Here is a 20,505-nt window from a genome sequence, read left to right on the forward strand (position 1 = left end):
GAACAGGGCTAAAAGACCTAAGTTGCTATGATTAAAAGAGAATCTATCCGCGCCGCCGCAGCTGACCGTCCGTCGCCGGACACAGTGTCCGCAAATGGACAGCAGGACGAGGCGTCAAGCGCAAAACCCGGTCTGGCGATTCTGCTGATCGATGATCGGCCCGAGGTTGCCAGCGCAATGGAGATCGCTTTCCGCATGGCCGGGCACAACCTCACTGTGACGCACGCCCCAGAAGAAGCGTTTTCGCAACTCGCACGGATGCGGTTCGACGCAATCGTGCTCGATCTCAATTTCACGCCGGGCAAGAGCGACGGCAAGGAAGGCCTCGCCTGCCTCGATCGGATCATGGCGGAGAACCCGGCGGCGTGCGTCGTCGTCCTGACCGCGCATGGCGGTGTCCGCATGGCCGTCGCCGCGATGCAGGCGGGCGCACGCGATTTTGCTGTCAAGCCGTGGAACAACGCCGATCTGATTGGGAAGGTTGAAGCTGCGGTGTCGCGCGAACCCGCTGGCGCGAGCGCGATCACACCCGGTATCGATCAGAGTGTTACGCTTACGCCTGCACGCATTCTTGGCGAGAGCACCCGCATCGAAGAGCTACGTCAGCTGATCCGGCGGGTCGGGCCGACAATGGCCGGGGTCACAATCACCGGCCCGTCGGGCTCTGGGCGAATGCTCACGGCGCTGGCCGTCCATGCCGCTTCCGCCGACGCGCATAACGCGCCGCTTCGCATCGATCTGCGTGAAGAGCGCGCGCTCGAAGGAGTGGAGGACGCGGTGGGCAGCGTGATCTTGCGCTATCCAGATCGGCTCGACGAGTTGGCGCAGGACAGGCTTGCAGGGAAGCTCTCCGATCGCGCCCGTCCTATAGCGATCGCCGACCGGATCGATGCGCTTTTCCCTGCACTCCGCCGCCGGATCGCGACAATCGAGCTTCCCGTGCCATCGCTGTCGCAGCGCCGCGCGGATATCCCGCTTCTCGCTCGCCATTTCCTGAACGATGCAGCGGCCCGCTTCGGACGCGCCGCACCACAGTTGACCGAAGCGGTTGAAACCGCTTTGCGCGAGGCAGATTGGCCCGATGAGGCGCGTGGTCTCGCCGCAGAAATGGAGCGTGCCGTACTTCTATCGGATGATGGGACGATCGATACCGGCACTCTGTCGATCGGTGGGCGTCCCGCTGCCGCTCCTGCCGAAGAGGACACACCCAGCTACGATCTCGGCCGGACCGAAAAGGCGATCATTGCCGCCGCGCTGGCCGAGCATCACCACAATGTCAGCCATGCGGCCAAGGCACTGGGGCTCAGCCGCGGTGCGCTGTATCGGCGAATGGAGCGCCACGGGCTATGATGCTCTACCATCGGCGCGGATGGCGAGCGGCGGCGCTGGGCGTTGCGCTGCTCGCCAGTGCGCTCGTCGCGGCCTTCGCTTGGGACAGCGGGCGCTGGGCGCTCCTGACCGGAGCAACACTGGTGGGGCTCTGGGCTCTGACACTTGCCTGGTGGAATGCCGCGCTGGTCCCCTCGCGCCCCCCGGAAAGACGCAGCGATGCAGACGACGAGGATGCCGCGGTGCACCGCCTTTTGCTCGATGCCGCCCCCACTCCGCTGCTTGCCATAGATCGCGATACCGCCCGTGCGCTTAACCGCGCGGCGCGGACGATATTCGCTTGTGATGACCGCATTCTTCCTGTGCCTGCTGCGTTGCTCGATCCTTCGGCGCCGACATTGCGCCACGAGGGACGCCGGTGGCGGATCGACCGGGTTGAGGCCTCTTCGGGAATGACGGTCGCCGCACTGATCGATGTCGAGCGCGAAGAACTGGCCGCCGAAGCGCGCGCCAGCGCGGATCTGATCGAGGTGCTGGGCCACGAATTGCTCAACGGCCTTTCGCCGATCGTGTCATTGGCCGAGAGCGCGCAAACGGCAGCCGCTATGGAGCCAGTGGATACGGCGCTACTGGCGGAAATCCTCGGTCCACTCGCGCGCCGGGCCGACGGCCTGCAGCGCTTCGCCACGGATTACCGCGCGCTCGCGCGGCTGCCCGAACCGATCCTCACGCCAGTTTCGCTCGATCAGTTCGGACGGGATCTGGCGCAGCTTTTCGCCCGGCGCTGGCCGACCGTCGCGCTCACCACAGAAATTGGAAATGTGGGCGAGTGGAGGATGGATCGCGATCAGATACACCAGGCGGTCTGGGCCCTGCTCAACAATGCGGCCGAAGCCTCCATCGCCACCGAGCAACCACGCGTCACTCTATCGATGACATATGTAGAAAACCGGCTGGTGATTGCCATCGCCGATAATGGAGCGGGAGTGCAGCCGGAAAATGCAGCTTTCATCTTCCGCCCCTTTCACACGACCAAGCCCGAGGGCTCGGGGATTGGCCTTTCACTCGCGCGCCAGATTGTGCGCGGCCATGGCGGATCGCTGGAACTGGCCGGGGCAACTCCCACCCTATTCCAGATCAACCTGCCAAGGGCCGTTGGTGGCTGAGGGATTGCTTCATCACCCCAACCCTACCGCAAAAGCATCCAAGTCGATTTGGCTCATTCCGCTATCGTCAGTCGACTGGATCAACCGGAGGTGGGAGAGCGGGATACGATCCGCTTGCCCGCCAGAACCACGCAGGTCGCGGCCAGCGCCAGCAGTATCCCCGCCGCCTCTCTGACCTCGTAAAGCGAAGCACCCATCTGGTTGAGCGGAACGAAGGTGTGCAAACCAGCTGTCGACGGGATCAGCCAGGCAATCGCGGCCACCACGGTTGGCATCTGGTTGAGCGGCCAAGCGGCACCAGTGAGAAAGAAGAACGGCACCGATGCGGGCGCGATAATCGCCATCGCCCGCTCGAACCGATCGAAGAAGCTGCCGAGCCCAAGGCCCAGAGCCGCGATGCAGATCACGAACACCGGGGTGATCGCGATCACACCGCCAATATTGCCGCCGACCGGAACCCCCTGAATCCAGAACGCCATTCCGAACAGAAACAGACAGGTCACCGCGCCTGCCGAGCTGAAGGCGGCCAGCGTGCCGAGATATTCGCTTAAGCCCATCCGCCAGGTTCCCTCGCGGCGTCGCCCCGCCATGAAGCTGGCGGCGCCGATCAGCAGCGTCTGCTGGATGATGACGACGGCGACGGCCGGGAAGACATAGTTCTTGTAGCCGCCTGTGAGGTTGAACAGCGGCTCGCTGACGATCGAGATCGGTGGGCCGGCTCGGGTCGCCTGGCTGGCGGGCGCGAGGCGGGTGACGGCCAGATTCTGGATCACGCCAGTAACCGCGTCGCGGATCGCGCTCGCCCGCACGAGGTAGGTCGCGTTCACCCAGACGCCCACACCCGATCCGGGAGAACCCGTGCGCAGCTGCCGCCCCAGCCCGTCCGCGATCAGGATCACACCGTCCGCCTCGCCTGCGTTCATGGTCGCGCGGGCAGCCAGCATGCTGGTCTCGACGGCCTGCACCCGGATCGCACGTGTTGCATCGAGGTCGCGCACCATGGCACGGCTCAGCGTGCTGTCGTCCTGATCGACGACCACGACAGGCAGCTTCTGCGAGGTCTGCTGCGCGTAGGGCGCTGGATAATAGAAGGAATAGAGCAGCACTGCGAGCAAGGTCGTCGCGAGCAGTTCGCGCGATTTGAAGATCGCCCGCCACGTTGCCAGAAAGGCTTTGCCAACGCTCATGAGCGGCGCGACGCGACAGTAATGATCGCGACCGCACCACCGCCTGCTATCACGAGGTAGGCGGTGAGCGCGATGATCGGTACAATGGCACCGGTCAGAGTGATCGCCCGGTCGCTCACCTGACCGAGCTGCAACGCAAGGTAGTGGGGCAATGGCAGCACGTTACTCCAGACACGCGCGAAGAGGCTGCCTCCATTAAGCGGCAGCGTGGCACCCGAATAGGCGAGCGCCGACCCCGCGTAGACGATACCGGCGGACAATGAGACTGGCGTATCGCGGGTGATCGCGATCAGCAGCGCCGAAATCGCGGCTGTGCCCGCGTAGAGCAGCACCTGCGCGAAGGCGATGAGGGCGATGCTGCCCTCGAACCGCCAGCCGCGCGCGAGGGTTAGCCACAGCATCCAGGCGACGCCCCACAGGCTGACGACCACGACATAAGGCAGCATCTTGCCGGCCAATGCCGACGCGACCCCGCCGGTGGATTGTGCCCAGCTGGCCAGCGATCTGTCGCGCAGTTCACGCCCCAGCGCCATCGCGGTGGCGCAGGCTGCGACCAGATGCAGTACCGATGGATAGATCAGCAGCCCGAGGAACCACTCATAGCTGCCCGGCGCATTGCCGAGCGCGGTGGCCTCGATCACCAGCCTTTGAGTGCGCGGCGACGGCAGGCCGTGGTTCGGAAGCTCTCCGGCAAGGATCTCGAGCGCGGCCGTCTGCAGGGCACTTTCTGCGGCGCTTGATATCTGGCGGCCTGTCGAGAGGAAGCTGGCGTTGTAAAGGATACGGACCACCGGCTCGCGATCGCGGGCCAGCCCCTCGCCGAGACCGGGCGGCAGATGCACCAGCGCCATGGCCTCGCCGCTTCGCAGCACGCGCATGGCATCCGCCTCGCTCTGATAGAAACCATCTATCCGGATCATCGGCGAGGCATCCAGCGCACGGATCATCGTCCGGCTCGCAGTGGTGCCATCGCTATCGACCACGGCCAGCGGGAGCTTGTGCATCGTCCCTTGCCATAGCATCCCCGCCATCAGAGCCAGCAGGATGGCGGGGATGACGAACAGCGCCGCCAGATCCCAGCGATCGTGTCGCAGGTGGCGCAGCTCGCGCGTCAGCGCCCGCCCGAACACGCTCATTGCGGCCAGTCGAACAGGACACTCATACCGGGGCGTAACTCGGCAATCGGCTGCGCCGGTCGCAGCCGGACCTCGAACGTACGCACATCGTAACCCGATGCCTCGCGCGTGGCCCGCCATGTCGCGAAGTCACCGCGCGGCGAGATGAAGTAAACCCGAAAGTCCCCATCGCGATCGAGCGCAGGGATATTTCCGCGCAGAACCGTCCCCATGGAGAGGCCGCGATACTGGTCCTCGCGCAGGTTCAGCGAAACCCAGGGATGGTCGATATCGATCACCTGATAGGCGGGGATGACTGGGCTGACGACTTCACCGGGCTGGACCAGCTTGCGCGCCACCTCGCCCGCGATCGGCGAAACGAGCCGGGTCTCGCGCTCCATGGCATCGGCGGTCTGCGCGCCGGCCTGTGCGATGCGGACCTGCGCATTGGCAGCGGCCTTGGTCTGGCGACGCGCCCCGGCCAGCGCCTTCTGATATTGCAGCCGCGCGGCCTCCGCCGTGCGCGCACTGCTGTCGCGCGCTGCCACGGCCTCATCGCGGCGCTGCGCCGCGACGACGCCCTCGGCATAGAGGTTCTGGGTGCGGCGGCTTGTCACGGCAGCCAGATCGGCCGCCGCCTGCGCCGCCTTCCAGGTGGAGCGCAGCGTTGCGATATCCTCTTGGCGCGGGCCTTCGTTGGTCGCCGACGCGATTGCGCGCGCGGCGTCGAGTGCACCCTGCGCCTGCGCCTGCGCTCCCGTGATCTCGGGGCTGGACAGCGTAGCGAGCACGGCTCCGGCCTCCACTCGCTGGCCCTCTTTGGCCATTAGTTCTTCGACCCGTGCCAGCGCCTTGGTCGCGACATTCACCTCTTCGGCATCGACCATGCCCTGAAGCTGCTGCGGGGCCGGTCGGCTCGCCAGCCACAGCCCGAGGACGACCACGACAAGCACGATGATGATCGCGGCGATGACGACAATGCGCTTGCGGCGCGAGGTCGGGGCGACCGATTCTTGGTTCACTTATAGTCCTCCAGCCGACGGTCGGCTCGCGCCAGAAAGGTGCCGAACTCGTCGACACGGTGGCTCGCAGCGAGCAGGCCCGCAAGCGCCAGATCATATTCGTAAGCCGCGGCGATCCGCTGCGTCTTGGTCGTCGCCAGGATAGCTTCGGCATCGACCAGTGCGGACGACGGCGCTTCCCCGGCGGCAAAGGACAGCTGCTGCACGCGCAGGTTCTCGCGCGCGGCGGCGAGATTGCTATCGAGCAGCAGGAACGATCGCCTGGCGGCCTCCACCAGGTTCCATGCGCGCACGATCTGTCCGGTCACATCCTTGCGGGACTGCGCGGCAGCCTCGGCCGCCGCACGTTCGCGCGCCAGCGCGGCCTGAAGCGTTTTGCGGCGGTCGAAGCCGGACATCAGGGTAAAGCGCAAGGTGACGCCCGCGATCCAGTCCGGATCGATCGGCACCGCGTTGTCGCGATTGGCGTTGTAGCTGCCGAAAGCAAAGGCCTGCGGCAGGTAGCGCGACTTCGCCAGATCGACGCCGGCATCGGCAATCTCATAGGCCGCATCGCCTCCGCGCACCTGCGGCGTGGAATCGACGCTGGCGAGAAAGGTCTCGACTGGTGAGAGCGGCATGGACCGGACGAACAGCGGCGTTACCGCAGAAATATCGCCCGGATGGTCAAGCAGCCGGGCCAGCGCATCGGTGGCGATGGCCTCTTCCAGCCGGGCACGTTCGTAGGCGCGCTGCGCCGCATCGCGCGCGACCTGCACCTGCAGCACCCGCGCGTGCGGGATGAAGCCGTTTTCTTCCAGCTTGATCGCATCGGACAGGTGGCGATCAAAGCTCTCCAGCGTCTCGCGGGTCGAGCGCGCCAGCTGCACCGCTACCTGTTGCCCGAAATAGGTCTTAACGAGGTTCACCCGCGACAGGTCGCGCCCACCAGCCTGCTTGGCGCGCGCGACGCCGACCGCGGCATCCGCGCCGTCCTGAACGGCGCCGATCGCCCCGCCAGTGTAGATCGGCATTGCTGCGCTGATTGTCGGACGGAACACCGTGTCGCGGGTCTGGAACTCGAACGTGTCGGGAATCTGGCCGAAGATCGCAGGCAGCGCCGCACCGAAGCGCTGCGTCACGTCGCCGACGATCTGCTGGAGCCCGGGCGGAAACTGGCCGGGCAATTGGGTCAGAAAATCGCTCGCCGCATTCTCGGCATTGTCGCGCGGCCCCGAGATGTCGACACCCAGCGTCTTCTGATATTCGATAAGGCTGGCAGACGCCGTCACCGTCGGCCTGCGCAGCGTTCGGGTTGCATCGGCGAGCAACTCGCTCGCGCGGACCGAGTGCTCCTCTCCGGCGAGACCGGGGGACGTTGTATCGAGCCGCGCCAGGGCGGCATCGAAGGTTACGTCCTGTGCGTTCTCTTGCGGGGCAGGCGCGTCTTGCGCCCCCGCAGATAGCGGCCAAGTTGCAAGCAGGAGCGTTGCAGCCCCGATCGCATGCCGCAGGTCAGCACGCATCATCACTGGCCCTGCCGATCCGCGACACTGTGCGCGCGAGCTGCGGGGCGGCTAAACTTGCTCTGCTCGTACATCACCCAGCGCCATCGGCATTATTGACAATAGGCCCTTCGTACCGCCTGTTGCAATCAGTGACAATAGAACTCGATACGACGCGCAGACGCCGCCGCCATCCGGACGCCGTCTGAAACGAAGTAATCGTGGCACCGATGCGCAGCTCGTTCGTCCCTTTGCGCACGGCCGCGATCAAGTCCGCAATCAGCGCATCGGCAAGCGCGGTCTGGAGGTTCGCCCGCTGGGGCCTCGCATCAGCGGCAAACATCTGCCCAAACCAGTTCCACCAACTCCACACAGTCTCGTAACAGATGCCGTGCAGCGACGGGTCGGACGCCATGAAGGCGTCGCCAAACCTGCAGCCGAAGAGCGCGCCTGCAAAATATACTTAATATGGCGGTTACATTAACAGGATTTCCCGTCTAACGCCCTCGGGAGCGTAAATCGCACCAGTAATTAGGCGCAACTTATAATTTAAATATGCGCTCGGCATTGCGATTTTTAAAAATTTTTTGCGGGGAACATTGATCATGAACTGCAATAAATTCGAAAAAAATAGAAGTAGAATATTTAACGGCGATCAGAATTTTGTGGATCGGCGTGCGGGGAAGCGCACCCTTTCGCTCAAACTTCTTAGCACAGCCGCGCTTGGCGCGCCGCTTATGTTTATGGCAACGGCCAATATTGCGCATGCAGGTACTTGCACAGAAACGGCCCCGGGCAGTGGCGACTGGACCTGTTCTGGCGCGGCTAATAGCGGTAGCGATACGCCCGAGACGCTCGGCAACGGCACGGGTTCCGAGCTGATCGTCACCACCGCTTCCGGCTTCGGGATTGATAACGCAAGCGGTACCGCTTTTATCCTTACGAACACCGCCGGGGGCAACAACCTTACCTTCACCGACGCCTATGCCTCGGATATAAGCGGCACCGGGAACGGCATTTTTGCGGTCAACAACGGCACCGGGATAACCAGCATCACTACGACCGGTGTGGTTACGGGAACCGGAACCGGAACCTACGGTATATATGCGCGCAACCTCGGCACCGATCTGACGATTTCCGCGGCGGATGTAAGTGGCGCCGACGGGATCTCTGTGGCCAACCTCGGAACCGGTTCCACCAGCGTCACGGCGACCGGAACGGTTACGGGAACAATATATCGTGGCATCGTTGTGAACAACGTCTCAACGAGCACCAATATGACGGTTTCCGCAGTGGATGTGAGTGGCGGCACGGACGGTATCTATGCCTTTAACAATGGCACCGGCTTCAACAGCGTCACGGCGACCGGCACGGTTACGGGATCCGCAGGCAGCGGTATTCTTGCAGTCAACTACGGCACCAATCTGACAGTTTCCGCAGTGGATGCGAGTGGCAGCAACAGTGGGATCGATGCCCTCAACTACGGCACCGGTTCCAATAGCGTCACGGCGACCGGCACTGTTACGGGAAACACCAACTACGGCATCAATGCGCGCAACTTTGCCAACAGCAGCACCGATCTGACGGTTTTCGCGGCGGATGCGAGTGGCCCCAACGTCGGAATTTTTGCCTACAACAACGGCACCGGCTCCACCGACGTCACGGCAACCGGCACGGTTACGTCAACAATAAACTCCGGTATCAATGCGAGCAACAGCTCAAATGCAACCAATCTGACAGTTTCCGCAGTGGATGTGAGTGGCGGCACCGACGGCATTCGCGCGATCAACAACGGCAGCGGTTCCAATAGCATCACCGCGACCGGCACGGTTACGGGAACAATAAACTACGGTATCAATGTGTTTGGCAATTCAACCGCGACCAATCTGACGGTTTCCGCGGCGAATGCGAGTGGCGGCACGAACGGAATCGTCACCTACAACTCCGGGACTGGCTCAACCAGGGTCACGGCGACCGGCACGGTTGCGGGAACAACAAGCTACGGCATCAGCGCGTGGAACGATTCAACCGCGACCGATCTAACGGTTTCCGCGGCGGATGTGAGTGGCGGCTACATTGGCATCGAGGCCTATAACAACGGCACCGGCACCACCAGCGTCACGACCACGGGCGCGGTAAGCGCGGTGAATGCGGGGATTCTGGTCTATTCCCAAAACGATACTTTCGCCGTCTCTGTCGATAGCGGCTCGGTAGCAGCGGTCGGCGGAGGCAACGATGCCTATGCCCGCGCGATCCAAACTTCAGGCGCTAAAGGCGGCACGATCGATATCGCCGCCGGGGCGGTGGTCGACGGTTCTGCTTCAGGGATTGCGATCCGCGATGGCGATTACGCGACCGGTTTGGGCGATGTTCTTGATGGCACCGACCTGACCGGCGGAGATGTTGTGGTCACGACCTATGGCGATGTGAAGGGCGATGCGATCCTCGGGAAGGGGAACGATACGTTCAACCTCGCCGGGGGGGATTTCGACGGTGATATTTACGGGGACGATACGCTTGCCTCGGTGAATGACGGAAACGACACGTTCAATTTCACCGGCGGAGACTGGCACAGCGGTTTTTTTGGCGGCAACGGCTCGGATACGGCCAACATCTCCTCACCGACTTATGACGGGACTGCCCACGTGCTCGACGGGGGGGACGATTACGGCACCGGCGATGGCTGGATTGATACGCTGACCTTCGCTGGCGTCACTTCCGATGCCAATGGCACCAATATCCTCAATTGGGAAAACATCGTGATCAATGGCGGCGCGATCACGATCGTCGATGGCGCGTTGGAAACAGGTTCGGACGCTGGCACGGGGTTGACGGTGATGAACGGGGGCGTGCTTGATGGCAGCGATGCACTGGCGCTGACCGGCAATCTGGTCATTAAGTCGGGCGGTGCCTTTGTCGGTACCGGCGGCGGTGCCGGAGTCTACAGCATCAGCGGTGACGTCTCCAACCAAGGCACCATCACAACGCAGGATGGCGTCGTGGGCGATGTCGTATCGATTGGCGGCAACTATTCCGGCGGCGGTACGATCACCGTGGATGCCAACCTTGATGGAGCAGGATCGGCGGATCAGATCGTCATTGCCGGCAATGTGACTGGCCCAGCGACCACCGTTAACCTGAATAATGTCGGCAGCGGCATTATTTCGCCGACCACCGGGAATGGTATCTTTGTCGTTTCAGCTGGTGGCACCTCGAGCGCAGGAAGCTTCGTGCTCAACCCGTCGGATGCCCAAGTCGGTGCCTTTGACTACTCGATCAACCAGGCGAGCGACGGCAAACTCTACCTCTCCTCGACCTATCAAGCAGGTGTTCCGGTCATGGAGGCCTATGGTCAGGCACTTTTGGGCCTTAACTCTCTGAATAGCTTGCGCCAGCGTACGGGCAACCGCAGTTGGACACCTGGGCTTTCGAAGACCATCGACGACACCTCAACCGCCGCGGGGGTTTGGGGTCAGTTTGAAGGCAGCCTTGCGGAACAGAACTTCGCAACTTCAGTTACCGGCAGCGCTTACGACCAGGATTTTTGGCGGTTGCGGACGGGGGTTGAGGCTCCGCTTACCCTTAGTGACAGCGGTGCGTTGTTTGTTGGCACTCAGGTCAACTATGGCGTGGCGCGCACCAATGTCACTTCAGTTTATGGGAATGGCCGGATCATGACTAACGTGCTTGGTTTTGGTCTGGGCATGACCTGGTACGGAAACAGTGGCTTCTATGCTGATATTCAGGGGCGATATAACCACTATTCAAGCGACGTGCGTAATGGCCTGGGCCGAATGGCCAACAACGTAAAGTCGGATGGTTATGCTGGTGGTCTGGAGCTGGGCTATGTGCTTGCACAGGGCAACAGTTGGAAGATCACCCCACAGGCTCAGCTGACCTATGGCACGGTTGACTATAACAGCTTTAGCGACGGCACCTCTGCCACTGCAGCTTTGGCAGATGGTTCTGTTAACAGCTGGCGTGGCAGAGGTGGGCTCGAGCTAAGCAACGACAAGAATTGGACAAGCGAGTCTGGAAAGGAAATGAGCCGCCACTTCTATGGCGTGCTGAACCTGCATTATGAGTTTGATGGCAAGAGCAACGCTGCTGTCTCAAACACGCCTTTGTACAGCCGTCCAGAGCAGCTCTGGGGTGAGGTGGGCGCAGGCTTCCAGCACAATGCTGTGGGCAGTATATCGGTGTTTGGTGAAGCTGCTTATAGCGTGAGCTTCGCCAATGGCGGAGACAACAACAAGCTCAATGGCCGCATCGGACTGCGCGCCAACTTCTAGTTCAAGAAACCTCGGCCAGGTGGAAAGAGGCATCCTTGCCCCCTTTCACCTGACCGGCCCGGTTGACTGAACCATTTGGCTCAAGCGACTTTGTACCTTACTATAAGTCGATAAATCCCTCGGCCATGGCCTTAATATCGACATCCACGTTTTTCTCAATTTCTGCGGACGGATGAGACCTGTGCGATATGGCATTGGCGCCTTTTCGCTCGGTTCAACGAAATTCTGTCTGGCGGTGTCTCTTCACGATCAGAATTTAACTGATTGGCTTTCCTGAGACAGGAAAAGTAATCGCTGTTCTCGGGTTTTTTGACAGCCGGGCGCAAGCGATCCTGAGAGGCTGGCACATGATCGCCTATTTTCTCCTCGTGCATCGCTACCCCGCACAGTTCAAACGCCGTTTTCGAGCGATCTGCACGCCCGGAAATCAATATGTCATCCATATCGACAAAACCTCCGCGCCAGGGTTGGCAGAGAATATTTCCGCCTTTCTTCCTTCTTATCAGGGCGTTGAAATCATTGAGCCAAGAGACGCGCTTCGGGCTGGTTACAGCCTCGTTGATGCGGAATTACGCGGCATGGCCAGTCTGCTTGAGATGGATGGCCGATGGACGCACTACATCAATCTTTCAGGGCAGGATCTCCCTTTAAAGAGCCAAAGCTATATCCGTCAGTTCTTTGCGGCCAACCCCGGAAAACAGTTCATCCGCGCACTAGACCAACGAAAAGAACGACCCGATACCTTGAACCGCATCAGCCACCTTTTCCTTGAGGAAAATGGCAAGATAACCACGGCGAACCGTGCGCGCGCCTATCTCTCAGGCGACACCCCCTTCATAGGCACGCAATGGAAAGCCGCTACTCGCAGCTTTTGCGAGTTTGTCTGCCATGACTCACAGGTCGAGCGCTTCAAAACATCTTACCGCAACAGCTTTATCGCGGACGAAGCCTTCTTTCAGACGGTGATCATGAACGGCGGCGATCAAGGCATCATAATGAACGACGATTTGCGAATGATCGATGGAGTGCCGGACGGGGGGCATCAAGCTGCGCCCACGCAACTATGGTACGAAGGATCTGGATCAGTCGCAACGCAGCACCGATCCTTTCGCCCGCAAATTTGAGGCAGCGGAAGACGCAGAAAACCTGACGCTGCCAGAACGCCACCTCCAATCGGCGGGCGCGAATATCTATTGGGCCCCCGCATCCGCTCGTACCCCGGTTGCATATGCTCAAGAACCGGAAGGGGTTGCCGCTTGACGTCCAATCCGTTGCAAAAAGCTGAGTGGTTCCCGGTCTCAAGAACATCAAAGGCTATTGAGGGTAATATATGCGTATTTCCGCAAGCTTTTGCAGGGAACAGGAAGCCTCGCACACTGAGAAGGCTCCAAATGAACCATTGGAACAGCGACGGCGGTTCGCGCTTACCGCCTCAAAAGCCTGGGGCGTGGAAGCAATTTTTGCGGAAAAGCGCGAACTGAAGCAAAATCCGCTCGACAAACGTGATGCGGAGATAGCACTGGAATTTGCGAACGAAGGGGCGACGGGCGCTGCCGCTTGAGGCGTACCTAGTGCCTTCGATCAGCAGGCAATTCTTGGCGCGGCAAATTTAATCTCAGATCGCGGTGCACGTCCGCTATGAGGTCGTTACCCGAATGACCGCTTTTGCTAATTCTGCCACCAAAAGCCGCCGGTCTGCTCTCGGCCCAGTCCCTGTCATTTGACGAAAGTTGAGCGGGCCGAGACTATCGATGTACCCGAAAGCGGGACGCAGACGCGGGGGATTGGGCGGATCCGCGAAGGATCTGTTTATGTCGGTGAAATAGCTTCGAGTTGGAAACCGAAGCGAGTCCAAGCTTAGGCTGATTGTGCCGAATAATGCGCTGGCACTGATGTTTTAAGCCTATGCCAGCCAGCCACCGCCCCCGGCACTTGCGCAGTGCCGGGAAGTTGGGCCTGTAATTTAGCGCTTACGTGCTTTGCGGGCGGCATAGCGCGCATCGCGTGCAGCCTTGAGTTCTTCGGCGGTCGGTACCTTTGGCTGGGCGGCCAAAGCGGCAGCACGAGCCTCTTCAGCAGCGGCTTCAGCGGCTTCTGCCGCTTCGCGTTCGGCCTGCTCCTTCGCTGCCTGCTCAGCTTCGCGGGCCGCTTTGGCAGCGGCGCGCTTTTCCGCTGCGGCAGCTTCTTTCGCGCGTCTGCGTTCGGCACGCTCGGCGAGCTCGGCCTCGCTCGGCTTGGGCTTGTTCTTCAACATTTCCAGAGCCTTGGCCTTGGCCTTGTTGGCGGCAGCAACCCGCTCGTTAAAGCCCGTTTCCTTAAATCCTCGCATCAAATCTGTCTCAATCTCTTCATTGCTCGCTGGGGAGAGTGGCCCATACACACAATTATACGCCTTGCCCAATTCATGTGACATCAGAAATGCCGACCAGGTCACGATGGGAGCGATTGTTTGGGTTGCGCGCGAGAAGCTCCGGATGAAGCGACGTAATGCAATTGTCAAAAGCAGAGCGTCCTATTGCACCTCTCGCTAGTGCGCTGCCACTCCCTTTGGTAGACTTGCGGCATGAGCTCCAAACACACAATCCGCGCCGTAAAGGCACTAAAGGTCTATTGCCCGGTTGATCGGCCAACGATGGACCTGCTGATGCGAGGGCAGCTTCCTGCCGATGATCAGAGCAGCGCCCTTGCGACAATTCTTGACCTTGTGCGCGCCGACAATCCGCTCGGAGATTTTGGCGCTTACAAATCCGTTGTAGAGCTCGCGACGGGTCTGGAGACCTTCGTGCCCGGCCATGATGCTCACCCTACTCTGGGACAAGCAGGAGCAACCGAAGTTTCGCTTACTGCGATCCTCACGATCTACATACCGGCGGATGCGCCAGAAGACAGCGTGGAGCGCGTGATCGATAAGATCGTAGCAGCGCATCCATGGGAAGTTCCCGTAATTGAGATCAGCGAGACCGCGCTTGTCACCCGCATCTGACTGCTGAATGCGCTTCGTTCTGCGGAACGCTGTGTTTCACAAGGGCTGGCCGTAGACCCAAAAACGTGGTCGACTCCGAACCTTTGCCCTCCCCTTTTGATTGCCGCCCCTCGCTCACTCGCCGAGCTCTGACACATCGCATGAATTTTGCTTCATGAACGGTACGCGCAAACAGCGTGCTCTGTAACCTGTCCGAAACCAGGCTCCTGATTATCGTCGATTTCAGCATCTCAACCCCTGTTTTGCGATTGTTCTCGGTCTCGAGATGTACCTCTCTCCTCTCCTCAAAATAAAAATCGAGGGAGAGAAATGATGAATAAGGCTCGTGCCGCGACAGCGGCTGCCGTGTGCTGCGTTGCTTTTGCAGGCGTTGTTCCAAGTGTCGCAGCACAAACCCCGCCATCCACGTCTCAGGGCGTTGCGACTTCGGATACACTGAAAGGCGTTGCGGCCCCCGTGGTGCCGCGGGATGACGAATTTCAAGTCGATTTCTACGGTTCGCTTCGCCTCGGCATGGACTATGTCGACGCCGGCACCCCGGACGACGCAATCAACGGCCGTGACTTTCTGAGCCGGGTCGGCATTAACGCCAGGAAGCGTATCGGAGACGGCGTGGCACTCGTCGGCACCGTGGAATATGGCCTGCGATCAGACAATCTGGTCGATTTGCAGCAGAATGGCGATCCGACCCTGCGTCTTGGCTATGTGGGCTTGCAATCGGAAAAGTACGGCAGTCTCTATTACGGCTCACAGTCGATGGTCTTCCATCGTTTCGTGCGCGGGTCCTATTTCGGCGATGGGCTGGATTCGGTCAGGTTGGGCTCCATTCGCGACGATGATATGCTGCAATATTACTACTCTACCGGCAATCTGACAGTGGGCGCGGCGGTACAGAGCGAGCGCCAGGACGGCGACAGCTTAGACCAATTCCAGCTGGGCGCGGAATACGATTTCAAGATCGCCAAATTGCAGGTTGCGGCAATCAAGGACAATCAGGGCATCAACACAGGCACCTTGTGGGGTGTGCGTGGATGGATCTATCCGGTCGATGGCGTGACGCTCTCGGCATATCGTCACCAGCAAACTGAAGATTTCGACATCTATCGTGGATCGACCGGCACAATCCGCCTGCGCGATGCGGAGACCGAGGGACGGGTCGACGGCATTCCGAACTGCCCCGGCCAATCGCGCAGCGCTACCGGCGTCTACGCAAGCTACCGCACCGGGGGCAACCAGATCCACGGTCGCTTCGCCGTGGATTCATGCGACGTGTCGGGGAACGTAAAGTCCTACAAGATCGAATATATGCGCCATCTTTCGAAGGATGCGCGACTGTGGGTCGGCTATGAGACGCTCGACAACGATCCCCTGCGCGCGCCAGCATCGTCCAGCGGTGACAGCATGTCGCAGGTCGAGCTGGGTGTTCGCTACGACTTCTGATTTCCTGCAAGGGGTGCCAAGCTGCAATCCACCTGCCGGGCGCGGGAGTCGACAGCTGGCTTTTGTCCAGGCTATATCCATGACAGGGCGCGAAGCCGTCCACTGTGAGAGGATAGCCCTTGGCATCAAAAGAGCGGAACGGCTCCCTGTGGCGCAGAGTACTGGCGCGATTTGCCGTGCTCGCGGGGATGGTCGCACTGGTGACCTTCATTGCTGTGCAACTGGCAGAGCGCAATGCCGAAGAGGAGCTTGACCGCGAACTGGCGCGGGCAACCGAGACTTACGCGACCTCTCTCGAAGCCTGGCAGCAGCAATATTGGGCCCTCGCCGCGATCTATGCCGAAGATCCGGCCTTGCGCGATGCCAACTTTCTGAACGGTGTGGATGCGGCATCTATCAAAGCCCGGCTGACCCGGTGGAACAGCGCCACCGGGTCGCAAGCAACGATGATCGTGCGCCCGGACGGTTCGCTGCTGGCAGGAGCATTCTCCTCGACCGTTCCCCAAGGCGAGACCGGGATGCTGGGCGAGGAAATCCTGCGCACGGCCGTCAACGGCGGACTGGGCCGCGCTTTCGTGACATGGAGCAACAGGCAACGCGGCTATGCCTTCGCATTCGAGGTCGTATCCGCTGCTGCGGCAGGCCCCGAAATCGTGGTCGTCGTCGCGCCGCTGTCCGAACTGGAGCAATATCTACAGCTACAAGGCGACACGGTTCTGGTAGCTGACAGGAAGGGTACTGTCGCCGTTGCCACTGATCGCAATGCCATCGGCCACCCGATCGACGAGTTCATCGGTGCACGACAGAACAGCAGAAGGGTTCCCCTCGCCCAGCGCCAATCGTGGCTCGTCAATTCGCGCAACGGATGGACGCTGAGCGTCTCGCGCTCGTCGGAAGATGCCGTGCAATATGTGCGCCTGGTCGGCTGGCTTGCTGCTACCGGCGCCAGTGCGATTGCGCTGTTGGCCCTCCTGATCCTCTCTCGCCGGGCTGCCTATGTCGAGCGTATCGCTCTGCAACGCAATATGCGCAGCGAGCTTGAGGAAACGGTGGAAAGGCGCACCGCCGAAATGCGCGAGGCCAACACGCATCTGCGTGCGGAGATCGAGCACCGTCAGAAGATCGAGCAGGACCTGCGCGATACCCATCTCGAATTGACCCAGGCTGCCAAACTTGCCTCGGTCGGACAGATGTCAGCCGTGGTCAGCCACGAACTCAACCAGCCCCTGACCGCAATTCGTTCCAATGCCGAGCTGGCCCACGAATATCTCGATCGTGAGAACAAGGATCAGGCGCGCGCCAAGATTTCCGCCATTCTCGACATGACCGATCGGATCGCCCGGCTCACCAAGCGGCTGTTGAACTTCTCGCGCCAACCGCGCAGCGATTCCTATCCGATCGCCTTGTCCGTGCCACTGGACGATGCTTTTGGTATCATGGAGCCGCGCATGCAGAAGGAAGATGCGACATTCACGCTCGATGCCGCACCGGATCTGTTCGTAATGGGCGGGCGAAATCGCCTGTCGCAGGTCTTTATCAACCTCATTGCCAACGCGCTCGATGCCTGTGCTGCGACCGATGTCCCGTGCCATATCACCGTCAGCTCGCAGCGCGTGGAGGACAAGATAGAATTGCAGTTCTCGGATAACGGGCCGGGCATCTCGAAAGCACAGGAGGCGCGGGTCTTCGAGGCATTCTTTTCGACCAAGGAGCGCGGCAAGGGACTTGGCCTGGGATTGTCCGTATCGGCCAAGATCATATCCGAATTCGGCGGTGAATTGCTCTACCGTCCCGGAACCACCGGCGGCGCGACCTTCATCGTGGCCGTACCGGCGCTGACCCAAAAGGAGAAGGTGGCATGACGACCCGAGCCGACGTGATCTTCATCGATGACGATAAGGACGTGCGCGACACGACGATCGAAAGCCTTTCACTGGCCGGTCATGAAGTCACCGCATTCGCCAAGGCAGAACGCGCGCTTGAACGCATAACGCGTGATTTCAGCGGCGTCATCGTGTCCGATATCCGCATGCCAGGCATGGATGGCATCCAGTTCCTCGCCGCCGTGCAGGAGGTGGACGAGGCGCTCCCCGTGATCCTCGTCACTGGCCACGGTGATGTGCCGCTGGCAGTTGCGGCGATGCAGAAAGGCGCCTTCGACTTTCTCGAAAAGCCGTTTTCCAACCAGGCCCTAAGAGAACGCGTCGCCAGAGCGTTGCAGTTCCGCAAGCTGCGATTGGAAAACCGCGAACTGCGCGATAGCCTTGCCGGACACGGCGACGCGCTCGACCGGCTGATGGTCGGGTCTTCCGAAGTCATGCAGCAGGCGCGTGAACGTGTTCGCATGCTGGCGGCAACCGATCTTGACGTCTTGCTGACTGGCGAGACCGGCACGGGAAAGGATCTCGCCGCACGCCTGCTGCACGATCTGTCGCCGCGTGCGGGGCAGCCCTTCGTCGCCATAAATCTGGCGGTGCTGCCCGAAGAGAATATCGAGCATCTTCTGTTCGGCCATGAGGAAGGCGCCTTCCCCGGCGCGAGCCGGGCACGCTATGGCAAGCTGGAGCACGCGCGCGGCGGGACGCTCTATCTCGACGAGGTCGGGTCCCTCTCCGCCGCCCTGCAAACCAAACTGCTGCGACTGGTCGACACGCGGCGGTTCGAAAGGGTTGGCTCTAACGAGCCAATTGATCTCAACGCCCGGATAATCACCTCCACGAACCGGTCGCTGACGGCGCTGGCGCAGGCCGGAGAATTCCGCACCGATCTGCTCTATCGCTTCGCGGTGGCCACGGTGGAAATGCCGGCCTTGCGAGATCACGCGGAAGACCTCCCCGTCCTGTTTCAGCATCTGCTGCGCGTCACGGCTGCAAGGCACGGAATGGATGACTACCGCCGTCCGTCCGCCGATTATCTTGGCACACTGGCGCAGCGCGATTGGCCCGGAAACGTCCGCGAACTGCGCAACCTTGCGGAACTCTATCTGGTCGGCATCGAGAAACCGGAGGACAGCGAGGATACCAGCCACCCGCGCGAGAGCCTGCAAGCGCGCATGGAAGTGGCCGAGCGTGACGCAATCGTGGATACACTGATCCGTCACCGCGGAAATCTCAAGGCGAGTTACGAGGAGCTCGGCGTATCGCGCAAGACGCTTTACGAGAAGATGATTCGTCATAGACTCAACCGCGTCGATTTCACGGATGAGGCGGAGTGACGCATCGGCCAGATGCCCCAGCGTTACGCTTTCCCCCCTCCCCGACGCCTCGGTTGGGAAGTAACCGTTACACTGCGGCGATACTGTCCAAAAAATCGACAGCCGAGCCCATCTTCCCGATTGTCCCGCGACCTTCCCGTCGCTTGATTGGCATCACGCAATCCGATGATAAAAATAATGCGATTGGGAGACTCTGAAATGCGCAAACTCTATTCCATTCCGATGGTCGGCATCGCCGCGCTGGCGCTTGCTGCATGCAATGTGTCGTCGAACGACAATGCAACATCCTCCGCTGGCGGCGAGCAGGTTGCAGGAAATGACGGCTGCGATCCGGGCGAACAGGTCATCAAGTTCAGCCACGTTACCAACTCCGACAAGCACCCCAAAGGCATCGCCGCGAGCCTGCTGCAGGAGCGCATCAACACCGAGATGGACGGACGCATGTGCATGGAGGTTTATCCGAGCTCCATGCTGTATGACGATGACAAGGTGCTTGAAGCGATGTTGCTGGGCGATGTGCAGATGGCCGCGCCTTCGCTCTCCAAATTCGAAAATTACACCACCAAGCTGCGCATTTTCAATTTCCCCTTCCTGTTCGAAAATATCGATGCCGTTGACCGATTCCAGTCGTCACCAGCCGGGCAGTCGCTCCTGAACTCGATGACCGACAAGGGGCTGAAAGGCCTGGCATTCTGGCATTCGGGTATGAAGCAGCTTTCTGCTGACCGGCCCCTGCTGGTGCCGGCCGACGCCAAAGGTCTCAAGTTCCGGGTCGAGAATTCGGACGTGCTCGTTGCAGTGTTCGACCAGCTCGGGGCCAATCCGCAAAAGATGTCCTTCAGCGAAGTCTACGGCGCGCTGCAGACCGGCGTGGTGGACGGGCAGGAAAACACCTGGTCCAACATCTATGGTCAGAAATTCTACGAAGTGCAGGACGGCATCACCAACACCGATCACGGCGTGCTTGATTATATGGTGGTCACCAGCTCGCGCTGGTGGGACGGCCTCAAGGACGAGGATCGCCGCGATCTGACGCGGATCGTGGGCGAGGTTTCAACCGAGCGTAATAACGCTGTGAAGGAACTGGAACAGCAAGCGCGCCAGTCTATTGCGGATGCCGGTTCGGAAATCCGTGAACTGACACCAGAGCAACGTCAGCAATGGGTCAACGCGCTGCGCCCCGTGTGGCAGCGGTTCACTCCCGACGTCGGCGTCGAAACGCTCAAGGCAGCGCAGGCCGCCAACCAGAGCTGAACCGGCCACCAATCCTTGA

At 60.8% G+C, this 20,505-nt stretch carries 16 protein-coding genes; 10 read left to right on the forward strand and 6 right to left on the reverse strand.

All coding sequences use genetic code 11. The features are described from left to right. The first annotated feature begins 27 nt into the window (after nucleotides 1–27). Nucleotides 28–1,350 (forward strand): sigma-54-dependent transcriptional regulator, encoded by a 1,323-nt coding sequence (locus GRI91_RS03395; protein ID WP_160735180.1) that lies wholly within the window; start codon nucleotides 28–30, stop codon nucleotides 1,348–1,350. Then, nucleotides 1,347–2,495 carry a sensor histidine kinase gene (locus GRI91_RS03400; protein WP_160735181.1) on the forward strand — a complete coding sequence of 383 codons (1,149 nt, stop codon included), beginning with the start codon at nucleotides 1,347–1,349 and terminating at the stop codon, nucleotides 2,493–2,495. The genes GRI91_RS03395 and GRI91_RS03400 overlap by 4 nt, the downstream gene beginning before the upstream one ends. Nucleotides 2,496–2,575: 80 nt before the next feature. Here the strand turns inward: GRI91_RS03400 and GRI91_RS03405 are convergent, their stop codons facing one another. The 5 genes from GRI91_RS03405 to GRI91_RS03425 all read right to left on the reverse strand — a co-directional run bounded on the left by GRI91_RS03405 (nucleotide 2,576) and on the right by GRI91_RS03425 (nucleotide 7,718). Then, a complete protein-coding gene (locus GRI91_RS03405; RefSeq protein WP_160735182.1) occupies nucleotides 2,576–3,682 on the reverse strand; it encodes an ABC transporter permease in 1,107 nt (368 codons plus the stop codon). Continuing rightward, nucleotides 3,679–4,818, reverse strand: coding sequence for an ABC transporter permease (locus tag GRI91_RS03410; RefSeq protein WP_160735183.1), 1,140 nt, complete (start codon nucleotides 4,816–4,818; stop codon nucleotides 3,679–3,681). The genes GRI91_RS03405 and GRI91_RS03410 overlap by 4 nt, the downstream gene beginning before the upstream one ends. Further along, nucleotides 4,815–5,819, reverse strand: a complete 1,005-nt coding sequence (locus tag GRI91_RS03415; protein WP_160735184.1) for an HlyD family secretion protein — start codon at nucleotides 5,817–5,819, stop codon at nucleotides 4,815–4,817. The genes GRI91_RS03410 and GRI91_RS03415 overlap by 4 nt, the downstream gene beginning before the upstream one ends. Then, entirely contained in the window at nucleotides 5,816–7,327 is a 1,512-nt protein-coding gene (locus tag GRI91_RS03420; protein WP_160735185.1) for a TolC family protein, read from the reverse strand. Before GRI91_RS03420 ends, GRI91_RS03415 begins: the two co-directional genes overlap by 4 nt. A 70-nt stretch (nucleotides 7,328–7,397) precedes the next feature. Further along, nucleotides 7,398–7,718: a hypothetical protein gene (locus GRI91_RS03425; protein WP_160735186.1), complete on the reverse strand. Its 321-nt coding sequence runs from the start codon at nucleotides 7,716–7,718 to the stop codon at nucleotides 7,398–7,400. Nucleotides 7,719–8,040: 322 nt separating this feature from the next. Here GRI91_RS03425 and GRI91_RS03430 point away from each other — a divergent pair, with 322 nt between their 5' ends. From GRI91_RS03430 to GRI91_RS03440, 3 genes are all read left to right on the forward strand, one after another. Further along, a complete protein-coding gene (locus tag GRI91_RS03430; protein ID WP_160735187.1) occupies nucleotides 8,041–11,595 on the forward strand; it encodes an autotransporter outer membrane beta-barrel domain-containing protein in 3,555 nt (1,184 codons plus the stop codon). A 347-nt stretch (nucleotides 11,596–11,942) separates the two neighbouring features. Then, nucleotides 11,943–12,719, forward strand: a complete 777-nt coding sequence (locus tag GRI91_RS03435; protein WP_237437612.1) for a beta-1,6-N-acetylglucosaminyltransferase — start codon at nucleotides 11,943–11,945, stop codon at nucleotides 12,717–12,719. Nucleotides 12,720–12,925: 206 nt separating this feature from the next. Beyond that, nucleotides 12,926–13,156 carry a hypothetical protein gene (locus GRI91_RS03440; RefSeq protein WP_160735188.1) on the forward strand — a complete coding sequence of 77 codons (231 nt, stop codon included), beginning with the start codon at nucleotides 12,926–12,928 and terminating at the stop codon, nucleotides 13,154–13,156. A 402-nt stretch (nucleotides 13,157–13,558) separates the two neighbouring features. Here GRI91_RS03440 and GRI91_RS03445 read toward each other — a convergent pair whose 3' ends face one another. Then, complete coding sequence (locus GRI91_RS03445) at nucleotides 13,559–13,924, reverse strand: DUF6481 family protein (protein WP_160735189.1); 366 nt, start codon at nucleotides 13,922–13,924, stop codon at nucleotides 13,559–13,561. A 234-nt stretch (nucleotides 13,925–14,158) separates the two neighbouring features. Here GRI91_RS03445 and GRI91_RS03450 point away from each other — a divergent pair, with 234 nt between their 5' ends. The 5 genes from GRI91_RS03450 to GRI91_RS03470 all read left to right on the forward strand — a co-directional run bounded on the left by GRI91_RS03450 (nucleotide 14,159) and on the right by GRI91_RS03470 (nucleotide 20,486). After that, the gene (locus GRI91_RS03450; protein WP_160735190.1) at nucleotides 14,159–14,578 is read left to right on the forward strand and encodes a hypothetical protein; all 420 of its coding nucleotides are present in this window, start codon (nucleotides 14,159–14,161) and stop codon (nucleotides 14,576–14,578) included. A gap of 309 nt (nucleotides 14,579–14,887) precedes the next feature. Next, nucleotides 14,888–16,018, forward strand: a complete 1,131-nt coding sequence (locus GRI91_RS03455) for a porin (RefSeq protein WP_160735191.1) — start codon at nucleotides 14,888–14,890, stop codon at nucleotides 16,016–16,018. Between the two features lie 119 nt (nucleotides 16,019–16,137). Continuing rightward, nucleotides 16,138–17,880 carry a sensor histidine kinase gene (locus tag GRI91_RS03460; RefSeq protein WP_160735192.1) on the forward strand — a complete coding sequence of 581 codons (1,743 nt, stop codon included), beginning with the start codon at nucleotides 16,138–16,140 and terminating at the stop codon, nucleotides 17,878–17,880. After that, entirely contained in the window at nucleotides 17,877–19,232 is a 1,356-nt protein-coding gene (locus tag GRI91_RS03465) for a sigma-54-dependent transcriptional regulator (protein ID WP_160735193.1), read from the forward strand. The genes GRI91_RS03460 and GRI91_RS03465 overlap by 4 nt, the downstream gene beginning before the upstream one ends. A 198-nt stretch (nucleotides 19,233–19,430) precedes the next feature. Then, a complete protein-coding gene (locus GRI91_RS03470) occupies nucleotides 19,431–20,486 on the forward strand; it encodes a DctP family TRAP transporter solute-binding subunit (protein WP_272917826.1) in 1,056 nt (351 codons plus the stop codon). The last annotated feature ends 19 nt before the right edge of the window (nucleotides 20,487–20,505 follow it).

Source organism: Altericroceibacterium endophyticum, from assembly GCF_009827595.1.
Taxonomy (GTDB): Bacteria; Pseudomonadota; Alphaproteobacteria; order Sphingomonadales; family Sphingomonadaceae; genus Altericroceibacterium; species Altericroceibacterium endophyticum.